11 protein-coding genes and 1 pseudogene are annotated in these 23841 nt (G+C 58.4%); 6 read left to right on the top strand and 6 right to left on the bottom strand.

Annotated features, from left to right (window positions below; translation table 11 throughout):
• Positions 1-62 precede the first annotated feature (62 nt).
• The 5 genes and pseudogenes from ACIOWE_RS04955 to ACIOWE_RS04935 form a co-directional block, all read right to left on the bottom strand.
• Positions 63-314 (bottom strand): hypothetical protein, encoded by a 252-nt coding sequence (locus ACIOWE_RS04955; protein ID WP_401388065.1) that lies wholly within the window; start codon positions 312-314, stop codon positions 63-65.
• Between the two features lie 165 nt (positions 315-479).
• Positions 480-1073 (bottom strand): annotated as a pseudogene (locus ACIOWE_RS04950) (IS4 family transposase); the annotation flags it as partial.
• Positions 1074-1740: 667 nt separating this feature from the next.
• Positions 1741-13569 carry a filamentous hemagglutinin N-terminal domain-containing protein gene (locus ACIOWE_RS04945; protein ID WP_401388062.1) on the bottom strand — a complete coding sequence of 3943 codons (11829 nt, stop codon included), beginning with the start codon at positions 13567-13569 and terminating at the stop codon, positions 1741-1743.
• 24 nt (positions 13570-13593) lie between these two features.
• The gene (locus ACIOWE_RS04940; protein WP_401388059.1) at positions 13594-15300 is read right to left on the bottom strand and encodes a ShlB/FhaC/HecB family hemolysin secretion/activation protein; all 1707 of its coding nucleotides are present in this window, start codon (positions 15298-15300) and stop codon (positions 13594-13596) included.
• A gap of 159 nt (positions 15301-15459) precedes the next feature.
• On the bottom strand, positions 15460-15909 hold the full coding sequence (locus tag ACIOWE_RS04935) for a winged helix-turn-helix transcriptional regulator (protein ID WP_401388056.1): 450 nt from the start codon (positions 15907-15909) through the stop codon (positions 15460-15462).
• A 174-nt stretch (positions 15910-16083) separates the two neighbouring features.
• On the opposite strand from ACIOWE_RS04935, the gene ACIOWE_RS04930 reads away from it, so the two are divergent.
• The 5 genes from ACIOWE_RS04930 (at position 16084) to argE (ending at position 21077) form a co-directional block, all read left to right on the top strand.
• The gene (locus ACIOWE_RS04930) at positions 16084-16902 is read left to right on the top strand and encodes an alpha/beta fold hydrolase (RefSeq protein ID WP_201238848.1); all 819 of its coding nucleotides are present in this window, start codon (positions 16084-16086) and stop codon (positions 16900-16902) included.
• A 340-nt stretch (positions 16903-17242) separates the two neighbouring features.
• Positions 17243-18562: a flavin-containing monooxygenase gene (locus tag ACIOWE_RS04925; protein ID WP_401388053.1), complete on the top strand. Its 1320-nt coding sequence runs from the start codon at positions 17243-17245 to the stop codon at positions 18560-18562.
• Positions 18563-18620: 58 nt separating this feature from the next.
• The gene (locus tag ACIOWE_RS04920) at positions 18621-19037 is read left to right on the top strand and encodes a RidA family protein (protein ID WP_127926852.1); all 417 of its coding nucleotides are present in this window, start codon (positions 18621-18623) and stop codon (positions 19035-19037) included.
• Between the two features lie 214 nt (positions 19038-19251).
• Positions 19252-19929 carry a DUF1028 domain-containing protein gene (locus ACIOWE_RS04915; protein ID WP_401388048.1) on the top strand — a complete coding sequence of 226 codons (678 nt, stop codon included), beginning with the start codon at positions 19252-19254 and terminating at the stop codon, positions 19927-19929.
• Positions 19926-21077, top strand: coding sequence for an acetylornithine deacetylase (gene argE, locus ACIOWE_RS04910; RefSeq protein WP_401388045.1), 1152 nt, complete (start codon positions 19926-19928; stop codon positions 21075-21077). The genes ACIOWE_RS04915 and argE overlap by 4 nt, the downstream gene beginning before the upstream one ends.
• Before the next feature lie 18 nt (positions 21078-21095).
• On the opposite strand, the gene ACIOWE_RS04905 is transcribed toward argE, so the two are convergent.
• Positions 21096-22007: a LysR family transcriptional regulator gene (locus ACIOWE_RS04905; RefSeq protein ID WP_201238852.1), complete on the bottom strand. Its 912-nt coding sequence runs from the start codon at positions 22005-22007 to the stop codon at positions 21096-21098.
• A gap of 360 nt (positions 22008-22367) precedes the next feature.
• On the opposite strand from ACIOWE_RS04905, the gene ACIOWE_RS04900 reads away from it, so the two are divergent.
• Entirely contained in the window at positions 22368-23783 is a 1416-nt protein-coding gene (locus tag ACIOWE_RS04900; RefSeq protein WP_401388042.1) for a purine-cytosine permease family protein, read from the top strand.
• Positions 23784-23841 lie beyond the last annotated feature (58 nt).

Genomic DNA, 23841 nt, shown 5'->3' with positions numbered 1-23841 from the left:
AGAACGAGGATACGGGGACAGACCACGTTTCAAAGTGCTTTCTAAACGTGGTCTGTCCCCATTTATCCCCCTAAAACCCCAGTTCTATCAGGAAGTATATGCAGTGCTTCATGTATTGAAACATCAACCTCCACACCGTTATCCAGCACCAAATACTGCTGACGTCTTACTACGCCACGCCCTTTTGAATCGTGAATATATTTTTTGACATCCTCAAAACCAGTGCGCCTTCCATCCCAACTAACAAAGCGTTCAAAAACGACACCATTATCTAGTTCTACAACCGTTACAATTTTATCTATTACCGCTCTCATTTAAGCGCCCTCACTGCGTCCAAGTCCACCTCATACAGCTCTGGATTAGTCCCCATTTACCTTGATCGAACTGAAAGCTTAGCGGGTCGCAAGGCTAAAATGACGACAAAATTTTACGTATTATTTCAGCCAATTAGATTAAACGTGGTCTGTCCCAATTTGCTTCTTCACCGGTTGCCAGTCAGTTTGATCCCGACGATAAAGTTCGCGATTCCTTATCCGCGCGACGTAAAACCAGCTCTGCGCGGCGACAGCCTTCATCCACGGTCGCCGAAAACCCGCGTCGGTGACCAAAATCGGGACGCAGTTATCAGGTAGAAATTCGGCCAGCGTTTTGAGTAGGCGGTTTTGATACTTGGGACAGCTCTCGCGCTCGTGAACGCTTTCATAAACAGGAAATGAGCGGCCCGCCAGAGGGATCGATGCTCTTAGCAAAAAGGCTGTGCCTGAAGCGTCAATTCGAGACCAGTCGACCAGGATCAAAGGATGCTTCAACGAACCCAGCAATGCCCGAAGCATTACCCAATAGAACAATGGACGCTCTGATCTCAAGTGTTGATTACCCAGCAACCGATCTACGCGCTTGATCGAATGCTTGGGGTAAGCGCGCCCCGTCATGAAACGACCAAGAGCGGTCAGCGTCAGGCGACGTCCATGCAGTAACGAACTGACACAACTCATCAGTGATGTCAGGCGGCGAGAATGGATAGAGGGCAGTGCTTGAGCGAGCGCTCTGTGTAAAAATCGGATGGCCTGCATGGGGTCGGTTTCTTGTATTTGTGTGGTGCAAACCAAGTTTCCGACTCATGCAGGTCTCTTCAATATTCCAACTTCTTGATTTTCTGTAAGAAAAATCGGGGATCCCTCAGGGTCTGTCCCCATTTATCCTGAATGAAACCGAACCGCCAAACTGTGAATTTATAGCAGTGATGTCGTCTGCACTTGAGCCGACCTTGAAACCACAAGACCTGTTCCACTTGGAAGGCTTGACGCTGAACTTAAGCCACTAGCAGCTAGATCATCTACCTTTCCGGCAGCGCCACCAGTTGCTTTTGCACCAACGAACCAGTCTTACCTTGGCAAAAACCGTCTACGCAAAAATGTTTTGTAGTTGTCAGGCGCCGCACTTATTAACGTCTCGAGATCATCACCACGAACCAGAGAATGGTCGACTATAGACTCAACAAAATAGTACCGATACTCAGGATTCTCACTCAATTCCAACTCGAAACCCCGAAGAAACTCCAATATGTGTTCAAATGAATTTTTTTGCACCAAAGTGCAACCTAAAAACTCGTACGCGGATATGTAGTATGAGTTCTCAATAATACCACCCACCCCGCCTAACTCTTTCAATGAAGCCTCCAGAGCCTCAGCAGAAAAGAAGGGTAAAGAGACCAACCACAGTACAAACTTTCTGAAGCACTCATCGGCTAAGAGCATTGTCGATATCCTTTATTAGCAGTTTAGCAAAATCAATATCCCGCTGACTGTAAGGGTATTTGCCGGGTGGTTGATTGTCAGCATTTCGAACTAGATCACTTAGTCTATTACTGACCTCGATGGCTTTTTGCTCATGCCCAGCAGGAGACAACATGTCGCCTGTAGCTTTCTCATAACGCACAGCGTCAGCCAATCCGCCGTTACCGACCCTGCTGCCAGTTTTATCCCTACCGTAATACGAAGTCAGAATCTTTTCAAATTGGTCGCTATCTGCTGGCCGATAAGTAGGCCCAAACCCACCCTTGGGCGCATCCACGCTAGCTTTTGCACCATCAATCCGCCGCTCAGCATCCGCCAATTCAGCAAGATTACCGCCCACCTTCGGCTTCAATCCATTCCCAGTATTGAAAAACAACTGGCCGTCTGGAGCTAAAACTTCGGCATTACCTGTTCTGGTATTCAGTACATAGCGGTACCCGTCTGGCAGTTCGCCTTTTTTAACAAAGGAGGCGCCTGCCGAACTCTCTTCGCGATACCACGATGGAAGGGTTGACTGACCTGCATTTGGCGTTCCGGCTGCCCCCTCCTTCTCCAGCTCGGTTACAGCCTTGGTTCCTCCCGTCCCCGGTGCACTTTTTGCGTCAACCCACTTCCCACCAATCCACTGAACAGCTTTCCCACCAATATAAGCAGTAGCAAACCCGGTCACTGCGTCAAAAACTATGCCACCCAACTGTTGGGCGGAGGCGGTCGCTACTTTATCGAACTGTTTTTCCAGCGTATGCGACGGGATCGGACTGGTAATCCAGTCCTTAAACCCCAACGCTAACCCACCAATACCACTTGCGATTGCACCAATCGTGTCGAAAGGTGATGAGACAGCCTTCCACCAAGATTGCGCTGACTTGACTGCCTCATCTGGCAAAACAACCGCTCCGTCACGAACGGCAATCCCCCCTTCTCTGGCCAGAAACCCGGGGTCCGTCGATGGGGGGTAAACAGTTGTAAGCTCTTTTCGATCAATACCTGAAAAATAACTGGCCTTGGCTTCTTTGAATTGCTCGAGCGTCCATCCTTCTTGTAGTGCTTGTAGCTGAATCTTACGCCCAAACTCCTCCATATCACGAAGTCTAGCGGCATCCAATTCTGCTATTGCCCGGGTAATATTGTCCCGACACGCCTGCGCTCCATTTCCCGATCCACACGCTGCTCTAGCTCTATCCGCCTCTGCAACCTCTTTATGTAGCAGCCAGTTGAATTGGGTGGCGTTCTTCGCAATATTTGCCCCCTGCTGGAGATCTCCATCCACCGCCGCGGCGGCAAGGAGCCCTGTCAACTGCGACAACATCAAGTGCAATTCGTCGTTGCCACCGGCGAACGTCACCAACGCTTTCATCGCCGCTTCGTTCAAACCGGCTGCCGCCGCACCTGTCGCAAAATCCCCACCCGTTGCCTGGGAAAGCAAGCCACCCATCAACGCATGCGCTACAACTTTTACTACGCCGCCTTCCGGGAATTTGATTGTGTTATCGCCAACAAAATTGAATCCGGTTGCCATGGCGACGCTGCTTGCCTCACCCATTAACGCCGCTCCAAAGTTGGAGCCAAAGCTACCGCCACCAATAGTGGTGGAAACACCACTGGAGATAATCGCGCGACCAGTCGTACGGATGGCGACGTCGGTAAAGTTGCTACTGGTCAGAATATTTGCAGTTTTGCTGCCTCCAGCCGCAAACCAATTCGCATCAGCGTAATTGAGGAAGTCCGCCGTAAATCCTGCAATGGCAGCGTTCTTCAGGCTGTTGGCGCTGAAGGTCTCCTTAAATGCAGCGCCCAAATCCCCCTTATTGCTAATCGTACTGGTAACACCCGTAGTTGCCAGGCTTGTGGCCACTGCACCACCGAAGCCACCGCCCACCAAGCCCAGACCAGCTGGTCCCATGACAAAAGACATCATGATCGCGATTGCTATTTGCGCAGCAGGGCCGACTCCTGAGTTTTCATACTTGAACGACTCATGGATTTCCTTCACCCGCCGCCAATCGACATCACCGCGAGCCTCAGCATCCTTCAGCCAAGCCAGTTGCGGATCAGCCTTGACCATAGCGTCGATGGTCTGGCTTACGGATTGCTGATTAACTTCCTTAATGTCGATTTTCAGGCCATCGACTGCCTTGATAACAATGTTGCCCTTGGCGATCATCTGGGTTTGACGCAGGGTTTCGTCGGTGTTACCGCGCCCTTTCGAGGATGCCCATCCAGCGTTGTTGTTGGTCTTGGTATGGTTCTCATCATGCAGATCCTTCACCCCTTCAAAGGTGATGGAGCCGCCACTGTCGAGAACGATGTCCTTGCCGCTGTCGAGCTTCGCCACTTGATAGAGCTGGTCACCTTTGCTGACCAACGAGAGATTGCCGCCGGTCTTGATTTCCGTGCCGACGTACTTGGTGTCGGTCACCTCATCGTGCTGCATCTTCAACTTGCCGAAGCTGCCTTTTTTCTTCATGTCATAGAGCGAGTAGTCCGTATCTTGCGCGGCCAGGAGTTCTAGACGGTCTCCCGCAACGAGATAGGCTTCATCGCCAGCAGTAACCCGACTGGAGATCACACTGAGGTCTTTACCCGCATCCAGCTTGACGTCGCCGCCCGCCGTAATACCGGACATGACCTGACTGACATGATCCTCTTGGCGCTTCTCTTTTTTGTTCCTGGATTTGGAGTGTTCTTCATCCGCCGCCGAGGTGATGACCAGATTCTCGGTAGCTTTCATCACCACATCACGCTTGGCATCAATCTCACTGGCAATCACATTGATATCGCGCTTGGCCTCAACCTTGAAATCACGCCCGGCATCGATTTCAGCCGCCAGTTGGGTGATGTCGCTTTTGCTCGACCTTGAACCCAACGAAACGCTGTTGTTGACTTGCACAGACGACACGTTGACGTCGCGCCCCGCGTTCAACACCATGTCCTGACCACTTTTCAGCACGCCGCCGACGATGTTGATGTCGTTGGCCGCTTTGACGGTCAGGTCATTGGCCGCCTCGATCCGCGCTGCGTTGTCGGCAAAGTCCTGATGCCGGGTGACGGAGCCGTACTGGTCGTCCATCGAAGTGATGGTCCGCTCGTTGATCACATCGCCGGTACGCGTGGTCAGGCTCACGTCCTTGCCGGCAATGATGCCGCCGGCCTTGTTGACGATGCTGTTGGTCGCCAGCAGATCCAGACGGTTGCCCGCCTCGATCGAACCGCTGTTGACCAGATCCTTGCCCGCCGTGGCGGACAGGTTGTTGGTGGCCTTGAGCGTGCCGACGTTCTCAAGGTTTTCACCGGCAATCAGCGTCACATCGTTACCGGCGATCAACGCACCGGTCGGGCCGAGGCGGCCATTGGCTTGCGCCAGATACACCACTGGCACCAGGACTTTTTCGCCGTTCACTTCGTGTTCTTCGAGCCAGACGATGTCGTGGGTCAGCGCGGCGACTTGCTGCGATGTCAGTCCGACACCGACCGACAGGTTGAGCGCGTCCTTGCTGGCGACGGCGTTGTTCATCAGATACTTGAACATGGCCTCGTTGGAGGTCTGGCCGTCGAGGAAGGCCTGCCCGGTGCGGGCGGTCACGGCTTGCTGGATCAGGCGCTGTTCGTAGAGACCGTCGCCCAGACGCTTGGCGCTCTGGTCGGGGTTGTAGCCGAGTTTTTCCAGCAGGTAGTCGGAGCTCATGAACGACTTGAGGTCGGTGAGTACCGGGTTGGTTTCGATCAGGTATTTGTGCGGGTTCGATGGCGCGGTGGTGTCTGGCAGGCCAGTGACACGCGTGACCGGACGGGTGTCGATCGACTCTTTGGCGTCGTTGCCTCGGTCTTTCATGCCAGGGCCAGCGGAACTCAGCAGCACATTGACATCGACAGTGCTGGCGACAGCCTTGACCACACTCGGGTCCCGGTGGAACGTATCCACTGCGCGAGTGCTGTCGGATACCTGAGCAGGAGAATCGATAAACAAGTTGCGCGGGCCGCCGCTGGTGCCAACGACCATGTGGTCCTGAGCATTGACCGCTTCAGTGCCGACAGTCCAGGTTGGCGCAGGGCGAGTGTTGCCAGACGATGCAGCGTTGCTGGTGCCTTGGCTGCTCAAACGGAACAAACCGTTTTCACCGGTCGGCAGAGAGAAGCCCGGCAAGCTCAGCGGGTTGACTTGTTGCTGAGCGAGGTCAGGCGGCAGTTGGCTGTTAATGTGAACGACTGTGGTGCCGGTATTTCCGACTTTGGTATCAGCAACTTTATTGGTACCGCCACTTGGGGCGTAGTCCCCACGGACGACACTGTTTACTACTTCCCTGGCTGCGTTGATCGAGACGTTGCCGCCTGCCTGAATCACAGCGTTGCGCGAGTTATTGGTATCAACTGCACCGGTGCTGTTAACCTCGTTTTCGACTGCAACGCGGCTCTGGTAAGGCGCCAGTTCACTCGGTAAGGCCAGCAAATTATTCGGGTCATACATCGACGGCGTTGACGTCTCAAAGCCCGCGCTGAATCCAGACATGGCCCGGCCATATTTGCGACTACCGACGTTTTCGCCGGTCTCGGCGTCGACGATGACGATGCCATTGCCCACGGTTTTGGCGATCGCTTTACGGATCAGCCCCTCCGGCGCGATGACGTAGTACATAAACGGGAAATCAGGGTTGTTGCGCTGGTTGTACGGCATGATCACGTTGGCCATGAATTGCGCCGTGCTGCCCGTGCCCATTTCGAAGTTGTACTGACGCGTGACTTCGACGGTCCCGCTCTTGGCGCCAATGTTCTTCAAGCTGTCGGCGGTGATGGTGATGTTGCCACCCGCCGCTACCGTGCTTTTGCTGTTGAGGAACGTGCCGCCGGTGAACGTAAAATCCTTGCCGACGTTGAACATCGCCGAGGCGCTGGTATCGGTGTCGAAGAATTGATAAGTCTCGCGGCTGGCAAGGAAGTTGTTAAACGTGCCGCCAACGCAGTCACCACACGTTGCCGCGATGAACCCGGAAATGAGTTTGCGTTCAACAGACGCCGTCGGCCCTTCGGTGCGGTTTTCAAACACGTCGGCACTGAGCGTAAACCCGCCCCCGCTCTCCATCGAGCCGGAAATGTTGTACACCCCCGCTGCTCGCGCCGCGCCGCCATACCCGCCGATCACCACATCGCCCAGACCGTAGAAATCACCGTACTGGTTGGTCAGCGTGCTGACGCCGAGGGTCATGTTGTTGCCGCTGAAAATCAGCCCACGATCATTGAGCAGCGAAGGCGTATTGATGATGAGGTTCTGCGCCGCGCCCAAGGTGCCGTAGTTGGCAACACTGCCCGCGTTGATCGTCAGGTCTTCGCTGGAGGTCATGCGCCCGGCGTTGGTGAGCTGCCCGCCGACATTGACGGTCGACGCGGCGCCCACCGCGAAACTGCCGCCCGCCGCGACGTTCATCTGCGCGGCGGAAAGGTAAGCGCCGCGCTGACTGGTCAAGCGGCCGCTGCCGGCATAGGTTCCACCGATCTGCATATCGAGGATGCCATCACTGGCGATCAAGCCGTCGTTGGTCCAGTTGCCGCCACGGATCTGCAAGGAGTCGGAAGCCAACAATTTGCCGCTGGACGTCTGGCTGAATTGTCCGACGTTGACGTTCAGGCGACCGGCCTGAATGACGCTGGAGTTGCTCCAGCTGTCGGCGTTGAGCTCCAGCAGCCCACCCGTGACGATGCTGCCGCCAGCGCCGATGACATTGGCGGTGGAGATGTCGAACTTGCCGCGTCCGACGTGGTTGAGTTGCCCGCCGGCGTTGAGGAAACCGCCAACGGCAAGGGTCATGTCGGTATTGGCGGTTTCAAGCACGCCATTGCGGTTGTCGAGCAAACCACCGATCTGGAACAGAGTCTTGCCGGTATTGCCCAGCGAACGCAGACGACCGTTCTGGTTGTCGACGCTGGCCGCTTTGACGGTCAGTTGGCTATCGCTTTCGATCACGCCCGCGCCGTTGCTCAACGCGCCACTGAGGCCGAAGTCAATGCGGTTGGCGGCGATTTGTCCGCTGGTGTTGTCCAGACTTGCGCCGATGACGCCCAACAGTCCTTTCGCATAAAGCACACCATTGGCGTTATCCAGCGCCGCAGTGGTAATGCTGCTGTCGCCTGCTTGTGCCGAGATCCGTCCACCGTTGTTGCTCATGCCCGCCAATGCCGACAGCGTCAGGCTCTGTGCCTGAATGATGCCGCCCTGACGGTTGTTGTTCAGGTCGAAACCGTTGCGCAGAACGCCAACCGTGCGCGCCTCCAATGCACCTTTGATGCTGGAGAGCGTGCCGCCGCGGTTGTCGATGTTGGCAGCCTTGATGAAGACGTTGCCGTTTTGCGCGATGACTTTACCGCTCTGGTTATCGAAGTCGCCGGTGACTTCAAGCGTCAGTGCCTTATCGCTCTGGATCGAACCTTTGCCGTTGAGCAGGCTGGCCGCGTTCAGCTGAACATCGGCGTTCTTGCTGTAGATCAGGCCGTCAGCATTGTTTTTGACAGTGCCAGTCGCGGTGATTTGCAACTGATCATTGGCGGCGAGAGTGCCCTTGTTGCTGTTATCCAGCGAGCCGGTGCGCACGTCCAGAGTGCTCTGGCTGGCGAGCTGGCCATTCTGGTTGCGCAGATCGGTCACGCCCTTGATCAGCAGCGCACCAGTACCGGCCAGTTTGCCCGCGTTGTTGTTCAGGTCGCCGCTCAGGTCGAGGGTGATCGCGCCGTTAGCGGCAATCTGACCAGCGTTGTTGTCCAGGCGCGAAGCCGTGACATTGATTGCCTGTTGGGCGTTAACGGCACCGCCGGCATTGGTCAACGCCGTGCTGACGATATCCAGCGCCGCGCCACTGGCAATCAGGCCGTTTTGGTTGTTATTGAGTGTGCCGCTCAGGGTCAAAGTCTGTCCCGCGCCACTGCTGAGATTGCCTTTGTTGCTGTTGTCGAGGCTGCCGGCCTTGATGTTCAAATTGCCTTGAGCGACTACAGCACCGGCGCCGCTATTGAGCAGCGCGTCTTTAAGGTCAACCGTTATGTCAGAGGACTTGCTGGACAATGTGCCGCCGTCGCGGTTGTCCAGGCTATTACCGTTGACCGTCAGACCTTGCCAGCCGGAGATCAGGCCTTTCTGGTTAATCAGACCGGTGCCGCGCACCAGCAGTTTTTCACCGCTGATGATTTTGCCGGAGGTGTTGTTGAGCGCTTGAGCAATCAGGTCAAAACCGAGGTTGCTGGAGACTTCACCGCTCTGGTTGTTGAGGTCACGCAGGCGCTTGAGGGTCAGTGGACCTTTGGCGGTGAGCAAACCGTTTTGATTGTCGAGGTCGCCATTGGCCAGATCTACAGTCACGGATTTGTCGCCCATCAGGCGTCCGCCATTCTGGGTCAGCGAGGTCAATTTCAGATCGAAGTCACCACTGGCGGAGACTTCGCCAGCGTTGCTGGAATCGAGGTGCGTGGCAGTCAGCGCCAGGTCGCCATGGCTGTTGATCAAACCACCGTCGCGGTTGTTCAGTTCGGCGCTGCCCATGCGCAGCGACTGCACTGCGCTGATCAGGCCTTTGCCATCGTTGCGCAGCAAGCCATCAACAGTCAGGTCAAAATCACCTCGGCTGACCAGTTTGCCCTCGCTGTTATTAAGACTCGCGGACTGCACATCGATCGACTCAGCGCCGATCAGGCCTTTGACGTTGTCCAGCGCCTTGGCGATGCGCAAGGTCAGGCCCTGATTGCTCAAGAGTTTGCCGTTGCTGTTGTCCAGATATTGCGCGGCCAGGGTGAACGCTTCACCGCTGGAAATGATGCCGCCCTGGTTGTTGACGCCGTTGAGTTGCTTGAGCAGCAGCGCACCTGGCGAGTTGATCAGACCGCTCTGGTTGTTCAACTGGCCGTTGTTCAGATCGAGGCTCAGGCTGGAGTTGCTGAACAGCTTGCCGCCCTGTTGATCGAGGCCCGCAACCGATGCGGTCAGCGCAGCCTGACTGCCTATACTGCCGGCATCGTTGTTGGTGACCTGACCGGCGACGAGGTTGAGGGTGTTGGCGCTGCTCAGCGAACCGGTGCTGTTATCGAAAGCACCGGTAACGACGGTGACCGCACCTTTACCACTGAGCGTGCCTTTCTGGCGGTTATCGAGGCTGCCGCTGGTGAGCACGAGCGCACCGTCGGTGACGATTTTTCCGCCCTGGTTATTGACGCTGCCGGCGCTGCCGAGGGTCAGATCCTCGGCACTGGAAAGACTGCCCTGAGTGTTGGTCAGTTGGGCTGTCTTGACGCCCAAAGTGCCTTCGCTGCTGACTTTGCCTTGGGTGTTATCGAATGCGCCACTGAGGGTCAGTTGCAGGTTTTGCTGGCTGAGCAATTCGCCGCCGCTGTTGGTCAACGACTGCCCTTGCAGAGTCAGTAGTGTGCTGGCGTTGATCAGGCCTTTGTTGCGATTGATCAGTTCATTGACGGTCAGGGTCAACGCGCTGCCGCTGGAGATCTTGCCTGCGTCGCTGTTGTCGAGCTTTTTGCCCGTCACCAGCAGATTGCCGTTGGTGCTGATTTCGCCGCCACGGTTGTCCAGATCATCGACCGTCAAGGTCAGGTCTTTGCTCGCACCGAGCAAACCCGCCTGACGGTTATCGAGCACATTCGCGTCGACCTGGAGTGCGCCAGTGGCGACCAGTTTACCTTTCTGGTTATCGAGTTTTCCGGCCTTGACCGTGGCATCGGACTTGCCGGCGATGCTGCCGCTACGGTTATCCAGCGTGTCTGCCGTGAGCGTGAGTTTTGCGTCGGCGATGACTGTACCGAGCTGGTTATCCAAGGTCTTGTCGGTCGTCAGCAGCAAATCGCCACGACTGCTGATCAGGCCTTCGTGGTTGTCGAGGCTGTCGCTATGGATGTCCAGCGATGTGCCGGAAAGACTGCCTTTGAGGTTGTTCAACGCCTGCGCAATACGCAGCGTCAGCCCCTGCTGACTGATCAGCTTGCCGTTGCTGTTGTCCAGGTCATGAGCCGCAATCTCGAACGCTTTCTGACTGGAGATTTCACCGCCCTGGTTGTTTACGCCATTGAGATTTTTCAGCAACAGCGTGCCGGGAGCGTTGATCAACCCCTTCTGGTTGTTCAACTGGCCGTTGTTCAGATCAAGAATCAGGTTGCTCTTGCTGAACAGTTCGCCGCCTTGCTGATCGAGGCCGGTGACCGACACGTCCAGCGCTTGCTGGCTGGCGATTCGGCCAGCGGCGTTATTGACCTGAGCGGCTTTGAGCTGCAGAGAAGCTTCACTGGTGATCTTCCCGCCCTGACTGTTGTCGAGGTCGGCGGTATCGATCCGGCTGTTGCCTTTGCCGACCAGCAGGCCTTTCTGGCTGTTGTCCAGACGACCGCTGCTGAAGGTCAAAGTGCTGTCGGTGCTGATCGAACCGGCCTGGTTGATCACGGCGCCACGGCTGGTGATCTTCAGAGTGCCGGCGCTGCTCAGGCTGCCAGCGCTATTGTCGATGCGTCCGACATTGGCCGTCAGCGTGCCTTCGCTGCTGATGACCCCTTGCGTGTTGATCAAGGCATCGTCGAGGGTAATGACCAGCCCTTTGAGGCTGTCGAAACGACCCGCGCTATTGTCCAGAATGCTACCGGTGAGAGTCGCTACGCCTTTGGCGTTGATCAGGCCTTTGCTCTGGTTGATCAATTTGGCAACGTCAAGAGCGAGGTCAGTCTCGGCGAGAACTTTGCCTGCATCACTGTTATCCAGACGCTGGCTCGTAATGTTCAGCAACAGGCTGCTGGAGATTTCGCCGCTGCGATTGTCGATTTCGTCGACATTCAAAGTCAGCGCTTTTTTAGCGCCCACCATACCGCCATTGCGGTTATCGAGAGCCTTGCCGGTAAGGTTCAGATTGCCCTGCGCGACCAGTGCACCACCCTGCTGTTGCAACACGCCGATGGTTGCGCTGAGGTCACTCTGACTGGAGATTCGGCCCGCGGCGTTTTGTACCTCACTGGCGTTCAAACTGACCGGGCCAACTGCGCTGACCAGACCGCCGCGGTTGTCCAGACGCGTGCCTGTATAGGCGATATCGGCCTTGCCGCTGACCACGCCTTTGTCGCGGTTGTCCACACGGTCGACGTTTACCGCCAGTTGCTGGTCAGCCTGAATCACGCCGCCACGGTTATCCGCGGTATCGCCACGCAGTGCCAAAGTGCTTTTGCCGATGACTTTTCCGGCACGATTGTCAAGGCTGCCAATTTGCCCGTCGATGGCACCCTTGGCGGTGATTTCACCTTTGTCGCGGTTGTCGAGCAAACCGCTGACGCGCAAAGTCATACCGCCGTCGCTGACCACTACACCGCTCTCGCGGTTATCCAGGCTGGCCCCTTTGAAAGTGACTGATTGGCCGGAACCGAGCACACCGTTACGGTTATCGAGAGCGCCACGGAGGTCGATGGTCAGCCCCAGATCGCCGAGGATCTGTCCGCTACGGTTATTCACCGTACCGGCAGTCACATGAGTCATGCCGCCGCTGGAAATTTCGCCGCTCTGGTTGTTCAGGGTCTGCGCGGTATTGACCGTCAGATTGCGGCTGGCGGTCAGGTTTTTTCCGCTGTTGTCGAGGCTCTGCGCAGTCAGGCTCAGATCACCGCTGGCGTTGCGGCTGCCGTCAGCATTGACGCCCGCGTCGATAGCACCCGCGTTCGTCAACTGGCCGCCGGCACTGAGGTTGATGCTGTCGCGGGCGGCGAGGGTCTGGCGGTTGCTCAGGTTGCCCTGGGTCTGCACGTTCAGTGCGGTGCCGGCGTAGACCGGGCCGCGAGTTTCGAGGCTGGCGGCTTTGACGTTGACTGCGCCGGTGGCCGAGGTGTCGGCCAGGCTCAGTTGACCATTGGCATCGAGCTGAATATCGCCGCCGCTGGCAATCAGTTTGCCGTCGAGTTTCACCCCGACCCCGGCCTCGGTGCCGACCAGTTTGATCGCCCCGGCGTACATGCCACCCAGCGCCGAGGAGTCGATGGCCAGTTGCGGTTTGGCGCTGCCGTCATCGGCGCGGGCGGTGGCGCTCAAAGTCTGCGCGTTTACGTCGTTGCGCCCGGCGACGATCGTCAGATTCTGCGCCTGAAGCTGTGCGTTGATCTTTGCGCTGCGGGTGATGATTTCGAAGCGGTCGACGTTGGTTGCGTTAAGACCGGTACCTTCGATGGCGACGCTGCCCTGATCGACCTGGAAACGATCCAGTCGACCGTTGTCGAGCACCGGTTTGCCGGTGCTCAACGTCACCCGTGGCGCGTTGATGAAACCGCAACCGTTGCAGGTAATGCCATAAGGGTTGGCGACGATCACGCGTGCCGACTGCCCCGCCACTTCGGTGTAGCCGCGTAGCTGGCTCGGATTGCCGCTGATGACTTCGTTGAGAATCGTCTGCGCCGAACCGCTGTTTTTCAGGTTCGGGTTGTCGATGATGTGCCCGCCCAGCTGGGTGAGATTATTCTGCGTCGAGCCGTTGTTGAGGATCAGCCCCTGCGCACCGACGTTGTAATCGTGGAACTGGTTGTGCGACAGCCCGCTGCCATTGGGCGTGGCGATGTTGATGATCGGCACGCCATTGCCGGCGCGATCCAGCGAGGTGTTCGGGTTGGCCACGACAATGCCGTCGGCCTGCGCCCACATCGGTTGCCAGAACATGACGTTCGCCAAGAGAAATGCCAGGCCGCGCTTGGGCATGCCCAGAAAGTGCTCGCAGTTTTTTTCGGCAGCAGCAGGCTGACCAGCCAGAAAGGCCAGTTGACGAATGTCCATGTCAGAATCTCGGGGCGGGCAGTTTTAGAGGAAGAATTCCAGGCGGAAATAGATCGGTGCTTCGCGCTCGGTGAGCGCATCCGGTCGTTCCAGAGAGTGGGCAAATGTCACACCGGCGGACATGTGCTGGCCACGGGCGAACAGGTCCAGCGAGTTGCTCGACATGCGGCCGTGCTGATCGCCGTTGTAGCGACCGTTCTGTATCACGCCCTGGTCGTAGCCCAGGCTGGTGCCGTATTCGGAGAACACCGGTTGCAGCCACTCGACAGTCACCGGACGCGTCCAGCGCAAGTCATTGCGCCAGTAGCCACCGCTGTCGCCCGCCAGTGACTGGTCCTTGTAGCCACGAATCGACGACGAGCCGCCGAGGCTGGTGCGCTGCGAACTGAACAGCACGTCCTCACTGCGCTGACCGGTCATCAGGCTGCTGAAGCTGAACGATTCGCCCCAGAGTTTGAACGGCTGCAAGTAGCTCAGGGTCGCGGTGTATTTGCGGTAGCGTGCGTCGGGTTCGCCCGGTCCCGGATCGTGGCTGCCTTGCGCGTCAAAGGCTCCGATGCCTTCCTGCATCCCGGCGTCGAAGTTGATGAAGGCACTGCCGACGCGGCGACCGTGGTTGAAACCGAACTGCGCTTCGCTGATGCGGTTGCTGCTCAGTTTGAGTTTGCTGTCTTCGATGAAGTTGTTGGTGCGCAGGTACGACAGACCGGCGCTGAGAGACGTCTTGCTGACCGAGTCGCGATGGATCACGCGTTCGGCGCGAAACTGATGGTTTTCGCTGTCGCCGGTCTGCTTGAAGTTGTAGAGGTTGGCGGCGATTTGCGAGCGGTACTCGCTCTGGCTGTAGGTGTAGTTGAAGTTCCACCAGCCCCACGGCACGTTGTAGCTGAGCATGGCGTTGTTGGAGGTGTGCTGGTGATCGGTCATCGCATCGTGACCACCGCGCAGGCTCAACTGATCGGCCAGACCCAACGGGCTGTCCCAATCGAACGTCGTGCCCCACTGCTGTTCGCCAGTGCTGCGCTGGCCATCGTTGTTGCGCGACAGGCCAACGCGCCACGGTTTCTGTGGCGTGTTGGTGACCAGCACTTCGCTGCCACCGACGTTCTGCCCCGGTGCCAGCTCCATTTTTGCCTGATTGGACGGCAGGCGATTGAGCTGATCGACCATTTGCTCGATCTCGCGCAGGTTGACCAGTTCACCAGTCTTGCCGGGAAACGCCATGGCCAGTTCGCGATCCGAGAGTTTGCTGTTCTCGGCGCCCTTGAGGCCTTCGAGTTTGCCTTCGACCACCAGCACTTTCAGGTGCCCGCCGGACAAATCCTGTTGCGGCAGATAGGCGCGGCTGGTGACCAGGCCTTTTTCGATGTAGTAGTCGGTGATGACTTTAAGCAACTCGTTGAGCTGCGGCACGCCGAGGCATTCACCGATGTAGGGTTTGAGCAGACGAGTCCTGGCGCTCTCCGAAAGGCTGTCGGCGCCCTTGAGCTCAATGTCTTTGATCGGGAAGCAACGGGTATCGGTCGGCGCTGCCGGTTGCGCAGGTTTGACCTCCTTGCCGGGCAAATCCTTGAGTTCTTCGAGGCGTCGCTGCTGCTCTTCGAGCAAGCGATTCTGTCGTTCGCGAATGAGGTCGGTTTCACCAGGGGTGGGTGCCGCGAAAGCACTCTGGAGCGGAGACAGGCACAGCAAAGCTACGCACAACCTCGTCACGAGGACGGGTGGGTACATGTTCGATCCCTCGAGACGGAAAGTGACATCAAAATAGTGGCGCGATATTAGATGGCCATCATTTTGGCGTCAAACAATCGTTTCAACCTTTTGTCGGGTTTGTATCGAGGATTGAACAATCGCAGCCATCGCGGCTGCGCTTAGCTCTGCTTTTGCCAATCAGTGCTCAACAGCCAGGCGGGTCGCGACGTCCTCCGGTGCCAGCAAGCGGCCGTCGGCAGCCATCAATTCCAGCTTGCGAATCGGCTGGCGATGCTTCGCATCGACCATCACCGAGCCCGGCTCGCCCGGTGCGTACATGAACTCGCCGCCCCACTGCGACAACGCGACGATCACCGTTTGCAAGGCTTTGCCGCGCTCCGTCAGCACATATTCCTTATAGGCTCCGCCGTCGGCGGCAGGCACCGTTTGCAGGATCCCCTGCTCCACCAAGCTTTTGAGGCGGGCGCTGAGCATGTTCTTGGCGATATCCAGATTTTTCTGGAAATCACTGAACCGACGAATGCCGTCCAGCGCATCACGCACGATCAACAACGACCACCAGTCGCCGATCAGATCCAGCGTCCGGGCGACGGGGCAGGCATTACCCTCAAGACTTTTACGCTTCATTCCAGGTGTCTCCGGCAAACGGCAGTTTCGTGCGGTTGCATCTTACAACCCCTGATGAAAATTGGCTGCGCTGCGGGCGGGCAAACTTAGCACCTGCGTACAAGTTGTCAGCGGATTTTGCGCAGATAGTGGCGGCTGTTATGCCCACGAATGACCCCAAACGCAGGAGTTTCCATGAGCACGTTGAAGACCCAAGACGGTACCGAAATCTATTACAAGGACTGGGGCAGCGGTAAGCCCGTGCTGTTCAGCCACGGCTGGCCGCTGGATGCCGACATGTGGGAATACCAGATGGAATACCTGAGCAGCCGTGGCTACCGCACCATTGCCTTCGACCGCCGTGGTTTCGGCCGTTCCGATCAGCCATGGACCGGTTACGACTACGACACCTTCGCCGATGACATCGCGCAACTGATCAATCATCTGGACCTGCGTGAAGTGACACTGGTGGGCTTCTCCATGGGTGGCGGCGATGTCAGCCGCTACATTGCCCGGCATGGCAGCGAGCGCGTTGCCGGCCTGGTATTGCTGGGCGCGGTGACACCGCTGTTCGGCAAGAAAGCCGACTTCCCCGAGGGCGTCGACACGTCGGTGTTCGACGGCATCAAGGCAGGCCTGCTGAAAGATCGTGCGCAGTTCATCGCCGATTTCGCGGCGCCGTTCTATGGCACCAATCAGGGCCAGACCGTCTCTGACGGCGTGCTCACGCAAACCCTGAATGTCGCGTTGCTGGCCTCGCTCAAAGGCACGGTGGATTGCGTCACCGCATTCTCGGAAACCGACTTCCGTCCGGACCTGGCCAAAATCGATGTACCGACGCTGGTGATCCATGGCGACGGCGACCAGATCGTGCCGTTTGAAACCACCGGCAAGCAGGCGGCGGCGCAGATCAAGGGTGCCGAGCTTAAAGTCTACGCAGGCGCCCCGCATGGTTTTGCGGTGACCCATGCGCAGGCGTTGAATGAGGATCTGTTGGCGTTCCTTGACCGGTAACAGCAAGCCAGCCAGACCTGACTGCGATTCTGTGGCGAGGGAGCTTGCTCCCGCTGGACTGCGCAGCAGTCCCCATCTGTTAAGAAGGGGCCGCTGCGCGCCCCAGCGGGAGCAAGCTCCCTCGCCACAAATTGTTGTCTGATGAAAGGGGGCGGCGCCTCAACGCTTTCATCAAAGCCCCGTATTTAAAGGCTTTCAGCCCTCTGCATCAGAATTTTATCTTCACATCCCAGCTTAATAATATTTTACCGATACCCCCCTCCTCCCTAGTCTGACCGCAAGCAAAACGGACAAGCCAACAGCGCCCGAATCCAACTGCCTTGCTAGGAAGGATGTAGAGATGACCACTGAAATAATAAAAACAGACACGCTGATCGTGGGAGCCGGCCAAGCGGGCGTGGCCATGAGCGAACACCTGAGCAAACTGGGTGTGCCGCACCTGGTGCTGGAGCGCAATCGCATTGCCGAGCGCTGGCGCACCGGCCGTTGGGACTCGCTGGTCGCCAATGGCCCGGCGTGGCACGACCGCTTTCCCGGGCTGGAATTCGATGACGTCGATCCCGACGGTTTCGCCGCGAAAGAACGCGTGGCTGATTACTTCGAGGCCTATGCGAAGAAATTCAATGCACCGATCCGCACCGGCGTCGAGGTCAAAAGCGTGGTGCGCAATGTCGGTCGCCCGGGCTTCACCGTCGAGACGTCCGAAGGCGTGATCGAGGCCAACCGCGTCGTCGCTGCAACCGGCCCGTTTCAGAAACCGGTGATCCCGGCGATTGCACCAAAAGACCAGCGTCTGCTGCAGATTCACTCCGCTGACTATCGCAACCCGCAGCAACTGCCTGACGGCGCGGTGCTGGTGGTCGGTGCGGGTTCTTCAGGCGTGCAGATTGCCGATGAATTGCAACGCTCCGGCAAGCAGGTTTACCTCTCCGTGGGCGCCCATGACCGCCCGCCTCGCGCCTATCGCAACCGTGATTTCTGCTGGTGGCTGGGGGTGCTTGGCGAGTGGGATCAAGCGGCGATGAAACCCGGCCGCGAGCACGTGACCATTGCAGTCAGCGGTGCCCACGGCGGGCGCACCATCGATTTTCGTGGTCTGGCGCATCGCGGCATGACCCTGGTCGGCGTGACCGAGTCGTTCAACAACGGCGTGGTGACGTTCAAGCAGGACCTGCTCGGCAACCTCACTCGCGGCGACGAAAACTATCTGGCGCTGCTGGATGCCGCCGACGCCTACATCGAGCGTAATGGTCTGGATCTGCCGGAAGAACCGGAGGCGCGCGAGACCTATCCGGATCCTGAATGCGTGAAAAATCCGCTGGTGGATCTGGATCTGGCCAAGGCCGGTGTCACTTCGATCATCTGGGCCACCGGGTTTGCCGTGGACTATTCGTGGCTGCAGGTCGCGGCGTTTGATGACAAGGGCAAGCCTGTCCATCAGCGCGGTGTGTCGAGTGAGCCGGGCGTGTATTTCCTCGGTCTGCCGTGGCAGTCGCGCCGGGGTTCGTCGTTTATCTGGGGCGTGTGGCATGACGCCAAACATGTCGCTGATCACATCGCCACCCAGCGCAAGTACCTGGACTACCGAGATGCCGAGCAGCGTGAAGCCGAGTTGCATGCACCGACACACAGCAAAGTCGCCGACACCGCCGACGCTTGATTTCCCTCTTTCGCTCCGGCGCCGGTTGCGCCGGGCAACTCATCTTCAGGAGCTGCACATGAGCAAGCCAACCCACACTCGTATCCGCATGTTCAACACCAAAGACACCTACCCGAACCAGACGCTGGATAACGACCTGTGCCAGGCGGTCCGCGCCGGCAACACCGTTTATGTGCGGGGTCAGGTCGGCACCGATTTCGACGGCAACCTGATCGGCCTCGGTGATCCGCGTGCGCAGGCTGAACAAGCCATGCGCAACGTCAAACAACTGCTGGAGGAAGCCGGCAGCGACATGAGCCACATAGTCAAGACCACCACTTACCTGATCGACCCGCGCTATCGCGAAGCGGTGTATGGCGAAGTCGGCAAGTGGCTCAAGGGTGTGTTCCCGATTTCGACCGGCCTGGTGGTCTCGGCGCTGGGCCAGCCGCAGTGGTTGATGGAGATTGATGTGATTGCGGTGATTCCCGAGTAAGTCGACAGACCGAGTAGCGGCCATCGCTGGCAAGCCAGCTCCCACAGTGGTCTGTGTGACGCAGACTTTGTGAACACCCTAATACCTGTGGGAGCTGGCTTGCCAGCGATGAGGCCAGCATAGACACCTCATCTTCCCTGCTTGAAATGCATTTCAAATGTGGGAGCGAGCCTGCTCGCGATGAGGCCAGTTCAGACACACAAGGAGTAAGTAAATGACCTTTTCAATCGCCGCACGTTGCCCCGAAACCGGCCAGTTCGGTGTCGCCATCAGTTCTTCCAGCATCGCCGTCGGTGCGCGCTGCCCGTGGCTGTTGCCCGGCGTCGGTGCAGTATCGAGCCAGAACATCACCCTGCCGTCGCTCGGCCCGGAAGTACTCGCGCTGATGGAGCAAGGCCTGGCGCCGGACGATGCACTGGACAAGGTGCTGACCCGCAACGGCTACAGCCAGTACCGCCAGATCACCGCCATCAACCACCTCGGCCAGACCGCGCATTTCAGCGGCGCGCAAACCCTCGGCGTGCACAACGCGGTGGCTGGCGAGCAATGTGTGGCGGCCGGCAACATGCTCGCCGGGCGCTCGGTGATCGAAGCCATGGTCAGTGCCTTTGAAGACGGCGAAGGTCAGTTGACCGACCGTCTGCTCAAAGCCCTGCACGCGGCCCAGGCACTCGGTGGTGAGGCCGGTCCCGTGCATTCGGCCGCCGTGGTGGTGGTCGGCGAGCAGACCTGGCCGATCGTCAACCTGCGGGTCGATTGGGCCGATGAGAACCCGATCGGCCAGTTGCAAAAACTCTGGGATGCCTACCAGCCGCAATTGCAGGACTACATCGATCGCGCCCTCGATCCGGCCAAGGCCCCGGGCTACGGCGTCGCCGGAGATGATCGATGAACAGCAGCGTCGAGTTGCTCAAGGCGCTGGTGGGTTTTGATACCACCAGCCGTGAATCCAACTTGCAGTTGATCGAATTTGTGCGCGATTACCTCGCCGGCTTCGACGTACCGTGCGCGCTGATCTACAACGATGAACGCAGCAAGGCCAACCTGTTCGCCACGATTGGCCCGGCGGATCAAGCGGGCATCGTGCTGTCCGGGCACACCGATGTGGTGCCGGTCGATGGCCAGCCGTGGACACTGCCGCCGTTCGAACTCAGCGAGTGCGACGGCAAACTGTTCGGTCGCGGCACGGCGGACATGAAGGGCTACATCGCTTGCGTGCTCGCCCTGGTACCGGCGCTGGTGAACGCAGCATTGCGCATGCCGGTGCACATCGCCCTGTCCTACGACGAAGAAGTCGGCTGCCTAGGTGTGCGCTCGCTGCTCAAGGTGCTGGAGCAACGCCCGGTCAAACCGCTGCTGTGCATCATTGGCGAACCCACCGAACTGAAACCGGTGCTCGGCCACAAGGGCAAACTGGCGATGCGCTGCGATGTGCACGGCCACCCGTGTCATTCCGCCTATGCGCCGCTGGGGGTGAATGCCATCGAATACGCCGCCGAACTGATCGGTGAACTCGGCCGTCTCGGTCAACAACTGAAAGCGCCGGAGCAGCACGACCCGCGCTTCGATCCGCCTTACAGCACCGTGCAAACCGGCGTGATCAGCGGCGGCAAGGCCTTGAACATCGTGCCCGCCGACTGCCGCTTCGATTTCGAGATCCGCGCCCTGCCCTCACAGGACCCCGCTCTGGTCGCCGCCACGCTGAAAACCTACGCAGAACAACAGCTGCTGCCGCGCATGCGGGCGGTCAGTGAACACGCCGATATCCGCTTCAGCGAATTGTCGGCCTATCCGGGCCTGGCCACCGATGCGCAAAGTCAGGCGGCCGAGCTGATTGCCGCGTTCTGCGGCTCGAAGGAATTCACCACAGTGGCGTTCGGCACTGAAGGCGGATTGTTTGATGCGGTGGGGATTCCCACCGTGGTGTGCGGCCCAGGCAGTATGGATCAGGGCCACAAACCGGATGAGTTCGTCAGCCTCGATCAACTGCACGCCTGCGATGCAATGCTGCAACGGATGCTGGCGTCTATCAGCCGCTGAAGACCGGCTCGGCACTCCTCAGGGGTAAAGCCGAGCCAGCTCCTCGCGACAATGATCGACAAACAACTGCACCGGTTTGGTCAGCTGCACCCGGCGCAGCCATGCGGCCGACAATCCCGAACCGGTGACGCTTTCCGCCAGCGGCACACACACGACTTTCTGGCCGTCGTAGGTGTAGTCGCTGAACGGCTTGGTCACCAGAATCGAAAAACCGAAGCCACTCCCGACCATGCCCCGCACCATCTCGATCGACGGAGAGCTGAAGACGATGTGCGGGGTCAATCCGCGCTCTTCGAAGATGCTCACGAAGTAGGTCCGACTCGGCACCACGTCGAGCAGAATCATCGGTTCCAGCACCAGCTCATGCAGCGAGACTTTCGCTTGCTGCGCAAAGCGGTGATTGGCCGGCAGCAAGGCGTAAGGCTGTTGCGGCGGCATCAGCGGCGTGGTTTCGATGGTGCTGTCGAGGTCGTGTTCGAACAGCATGGCCATGTCGATGCTGCCAGCGGTCAGCGCCTGCACTAACTCTTGTTGCTCGCCGTCGCGAATGCGGATTTCCACTCCCGGCCAGCGCTCCTTGAAACCGGCGATCAGCCGTGGCAGGTACAGCGGCGCGACCGTTTCGAAACAGCCGATATCGATCTGTCCCGACACCACGTCGTTATCGGCGAGGGCGTTCTGCTCGAACTCATGGGCAACGCGCAACAGCTCCAGCGCCTTGCGATAAAACCGCGAACCGCTCGGCGTCAGGGAAACGCCCTGGGCGTGATGGCGGATAAACAGCTGCACGCCGAAGCTTTCTTCCAGATGCTTGATCGCGGTGGAGACCGACGGTTGGGCGATGTAGAGCTTGCGCGAGGCCTCGGCAACGCTGCCGCAATCGGCGGTGGTGACGAAATATTTGAGCTGGCGCAGGTTGTAGGCGGCCATGGAAAACCTCCGATAATGCGGCGACCTCAATTGTGGCGAGGGAGCTTGCTCCCGCTGGGCAGCGAAGCGGCCCCAGGAATATCGGGCGCGACGTCGATCTTGTGAGTGCTGCGCACTCAAGCGGGAGCAAGCTCCCTCGCCACAGAGCGGGGTTGCCCTGAAATTCTTGTTTGATCAAGACTTGAACATACCGGACAGCCCCGCCACGCGCGGCATACTTTTTTTAAGGTCTGTAGCAACAAACTTACTAATTTATCTATCCCGAACCTTTGCACATGATCGCTTCAACAAGAAATGCGCCGTCCGTGTCGGCGCTTACCGAAGTACGTCCACGTACTCATCCTTGCCTTGGAGTTCGTCATGTCCACCTCTGCAACAACGTCCGCCCCGCTCATTGAAAAACACACGATAGGATACGTGCCCCCCGAAGATCGCCACGGAAAGGTCAGGGATCTGTTCACGCTGTGGTTCGGCGGCAACATCGCGCCGTTGCCCATCGTTACCGGCGCGCTGGGCGTGCAGCTGTTTCACTTGAATCTGCTGTGGGGCATCGTCGCCATTCTGGTCGGTCATCTGGTCGGCGGCGTGCTGATGGCGCTGCACTCGGCGCAAGGCCCGCAGATGGGCATTCCGCAGATGATCCAGAGCCGCGCCCAGTTCGGCTCCCTCGGTGCCCTGCTGGTGGTGTTGATTGCCGGCGTCATGTACATCGGCTTCTTCGCCTCCAACATCGTCCTGGCCGGCAAGTCGCTGCATGGCGTGGTCGACAGCGTCCCGGTGCCGGTCGGCATCGTTATCGGCGCCTTCGGTTCAGGGATCATCGGCATCATTGGCTACCGCTTCATTCACGTGCTCAACCGCATTGGCACCTGGGTGCTGGGGATCGGCATCGTCGTCGGTTTCGGCTACATCTTCACCCACATCCAGACCGACGATTTCCTCACTCGGGGCAGCTTCAACCTGTCCGGCTGGCTGGCCACCGTGTCGTTGGCGGCGTTGTGGCAGATCGCGTTTGCGCCGTACGTTTCCGACTACTCACGTTATTTGCCGGCCGATGTGAAGGTGTCGTCGACGTTCTGGACCACCTATCTGGGCTCGGCGCTGGGGTCGAGCCTGGCGTTCATCTTCGGCGCCGTTGCCGTGCTGGCGACGCCGGTGGGCATGGACACCATGGACGCGGTCAAACTCGCCACCGGTTCCATCGGCCCGCTGATGCTAGTGCTGTTCCTGCTCAGCGTGATCAGCCACAACGCCCTCAACCTGTATGGCGCCGTGCTGTCGCTGATCACCCTGGTGCAGACCTTCGCCTATCGCTGGATTCCGACCGCCAAGAGCCGTGCGGTGATCTCGATCATCGTCTTGTTGGGCTGCTGTTTTGCCGCCGTGGGCGCCTCAAAGGACTTCATCGGTCACTTCGTCGACATGGTGTTGGTGTTGCTGGTGGTGTTGGTGCCGTGGACTGCGATCAACCTGATCGACTTCTACGCGATCCACAAGGGCAAGTACGACATCCAGTCGATCTTCCAGGTCGACGGTGGCATCTACGGCCGCTACAACCCGCAGGCCTTGCTGGCCTACGCGATCGGCATCGCCGTGCAGATCCCCTTCATGAACACGCCACTGTACGTCGGCCCGGTGTCCGCGCACATCAACGGCGCGGATCTGTCGTGGCTAGTGGGGTTGCTGGTGACGTCGCCGCTGTATTTCTGGCTGGCCAATCGTGACAGTGCCTACCGTCGGCGGATGACCGGTGGCAAGCTGGCGAGCAGCCTCTGAAATTGCTTCGCTGAGCCAAGAAGGCCCGCCGTGTGCGGGCCTTCTGTATTGTGGTATT

The sequence above is a fragment of the Pseudomonas sp. NPDC087598 genome (assembly GCF_044743525.1).
Taxonomy (GTDB): Bacteria; Pseudomonadota; Gammaproteobacteria; order Pseudomonadales; family Pseudomonadaceae; genus Aquipseudomonas.
Note: the sequence above shows the minus strand (reverse complement) of the source record. Positions and strands in the feature narration are given on the sequence as shown.

Bases quoted from the DNA above. Each gene is read 5' to 3' on its own strand.
- ACIOWE_RS04955 (WP_401388065.1), bottom strand. From the start codon at position 314: ATGAGAGCGGTAATAGATAAAATTGTAACGGTTGTAGAACTAGATAAT.
- ACIOWE_RS04945 (WP_401388062.1), bottom strand. From the start codon at position 13,569: ATGGACATTCGTCAACTGGCCTTTCTGGCTGGTCAGCCTGCTGCTGCC.
- ACIOWE_RS04940 (WP_401388059.1), bottom strand. From the start codon at position 15,300: ATGTACCCACCCGTCCTCGTGACGAGGTTGTGCGTAGCTTTGCTGTGC.
- ACIOWE_RS04935 (WP_401388056.1), bottom strand. From the start codon at position 15,909: ATGAAGCGTAAAAGTCTTGAGGGTAATGCCTGCCCCGTCGCCCGGACG.
- ACIOWE_RS04930 (WP_201238848.1), top strand. From the start codon at position 16,084: ATGAGCACGTTGAAGACCCAAGACGGTACCGAAATCTATTACAAGGAC.
- ACIOWE_RS04925 (WP_401388053.1), top strand. From the start codon at position 17,243: ATGACCACTGAAATAATAAAAACAGACACGCTGATCGTGGGAGCCGGC.
- ACIOWE_RS04920 (WP_127926852.1), top strand. From the start codon at position 18,621: ATGAGCAAGCCAACCCACACTCGTATCCGCATGTTCAACACCAAAGAC.
- ACIOWE_RS04915 (WP_401388048.1), top strand. From the start codon at position 19,252: ATGACCTTTTCAATCGCCGCACGTTGCCCCGAAACCGGCCAGTTCGGT.
- argE (WP_401388045.1), top strand. From the start codon at position 19,926: ATGAACAGCAGCGTCGAGTTGCTCAAGGCGCTGGTGGGTTTTGATACC.
- ACIOWE_RS04905 (WP_201238852.1), bottom strand. From the start codon at position 22,007: ATGGCCGCCTACAACCTGCGCCAGCTCAAATATTTCGTCACCACCGCC.
- ACIOWE_RS04900 (WP_401388042.1), top strand. From the start codon at position 22,368: ATGTCCACCTCTGCAACAACGTCCGCCCCGCTCATTGAAAAACACACG.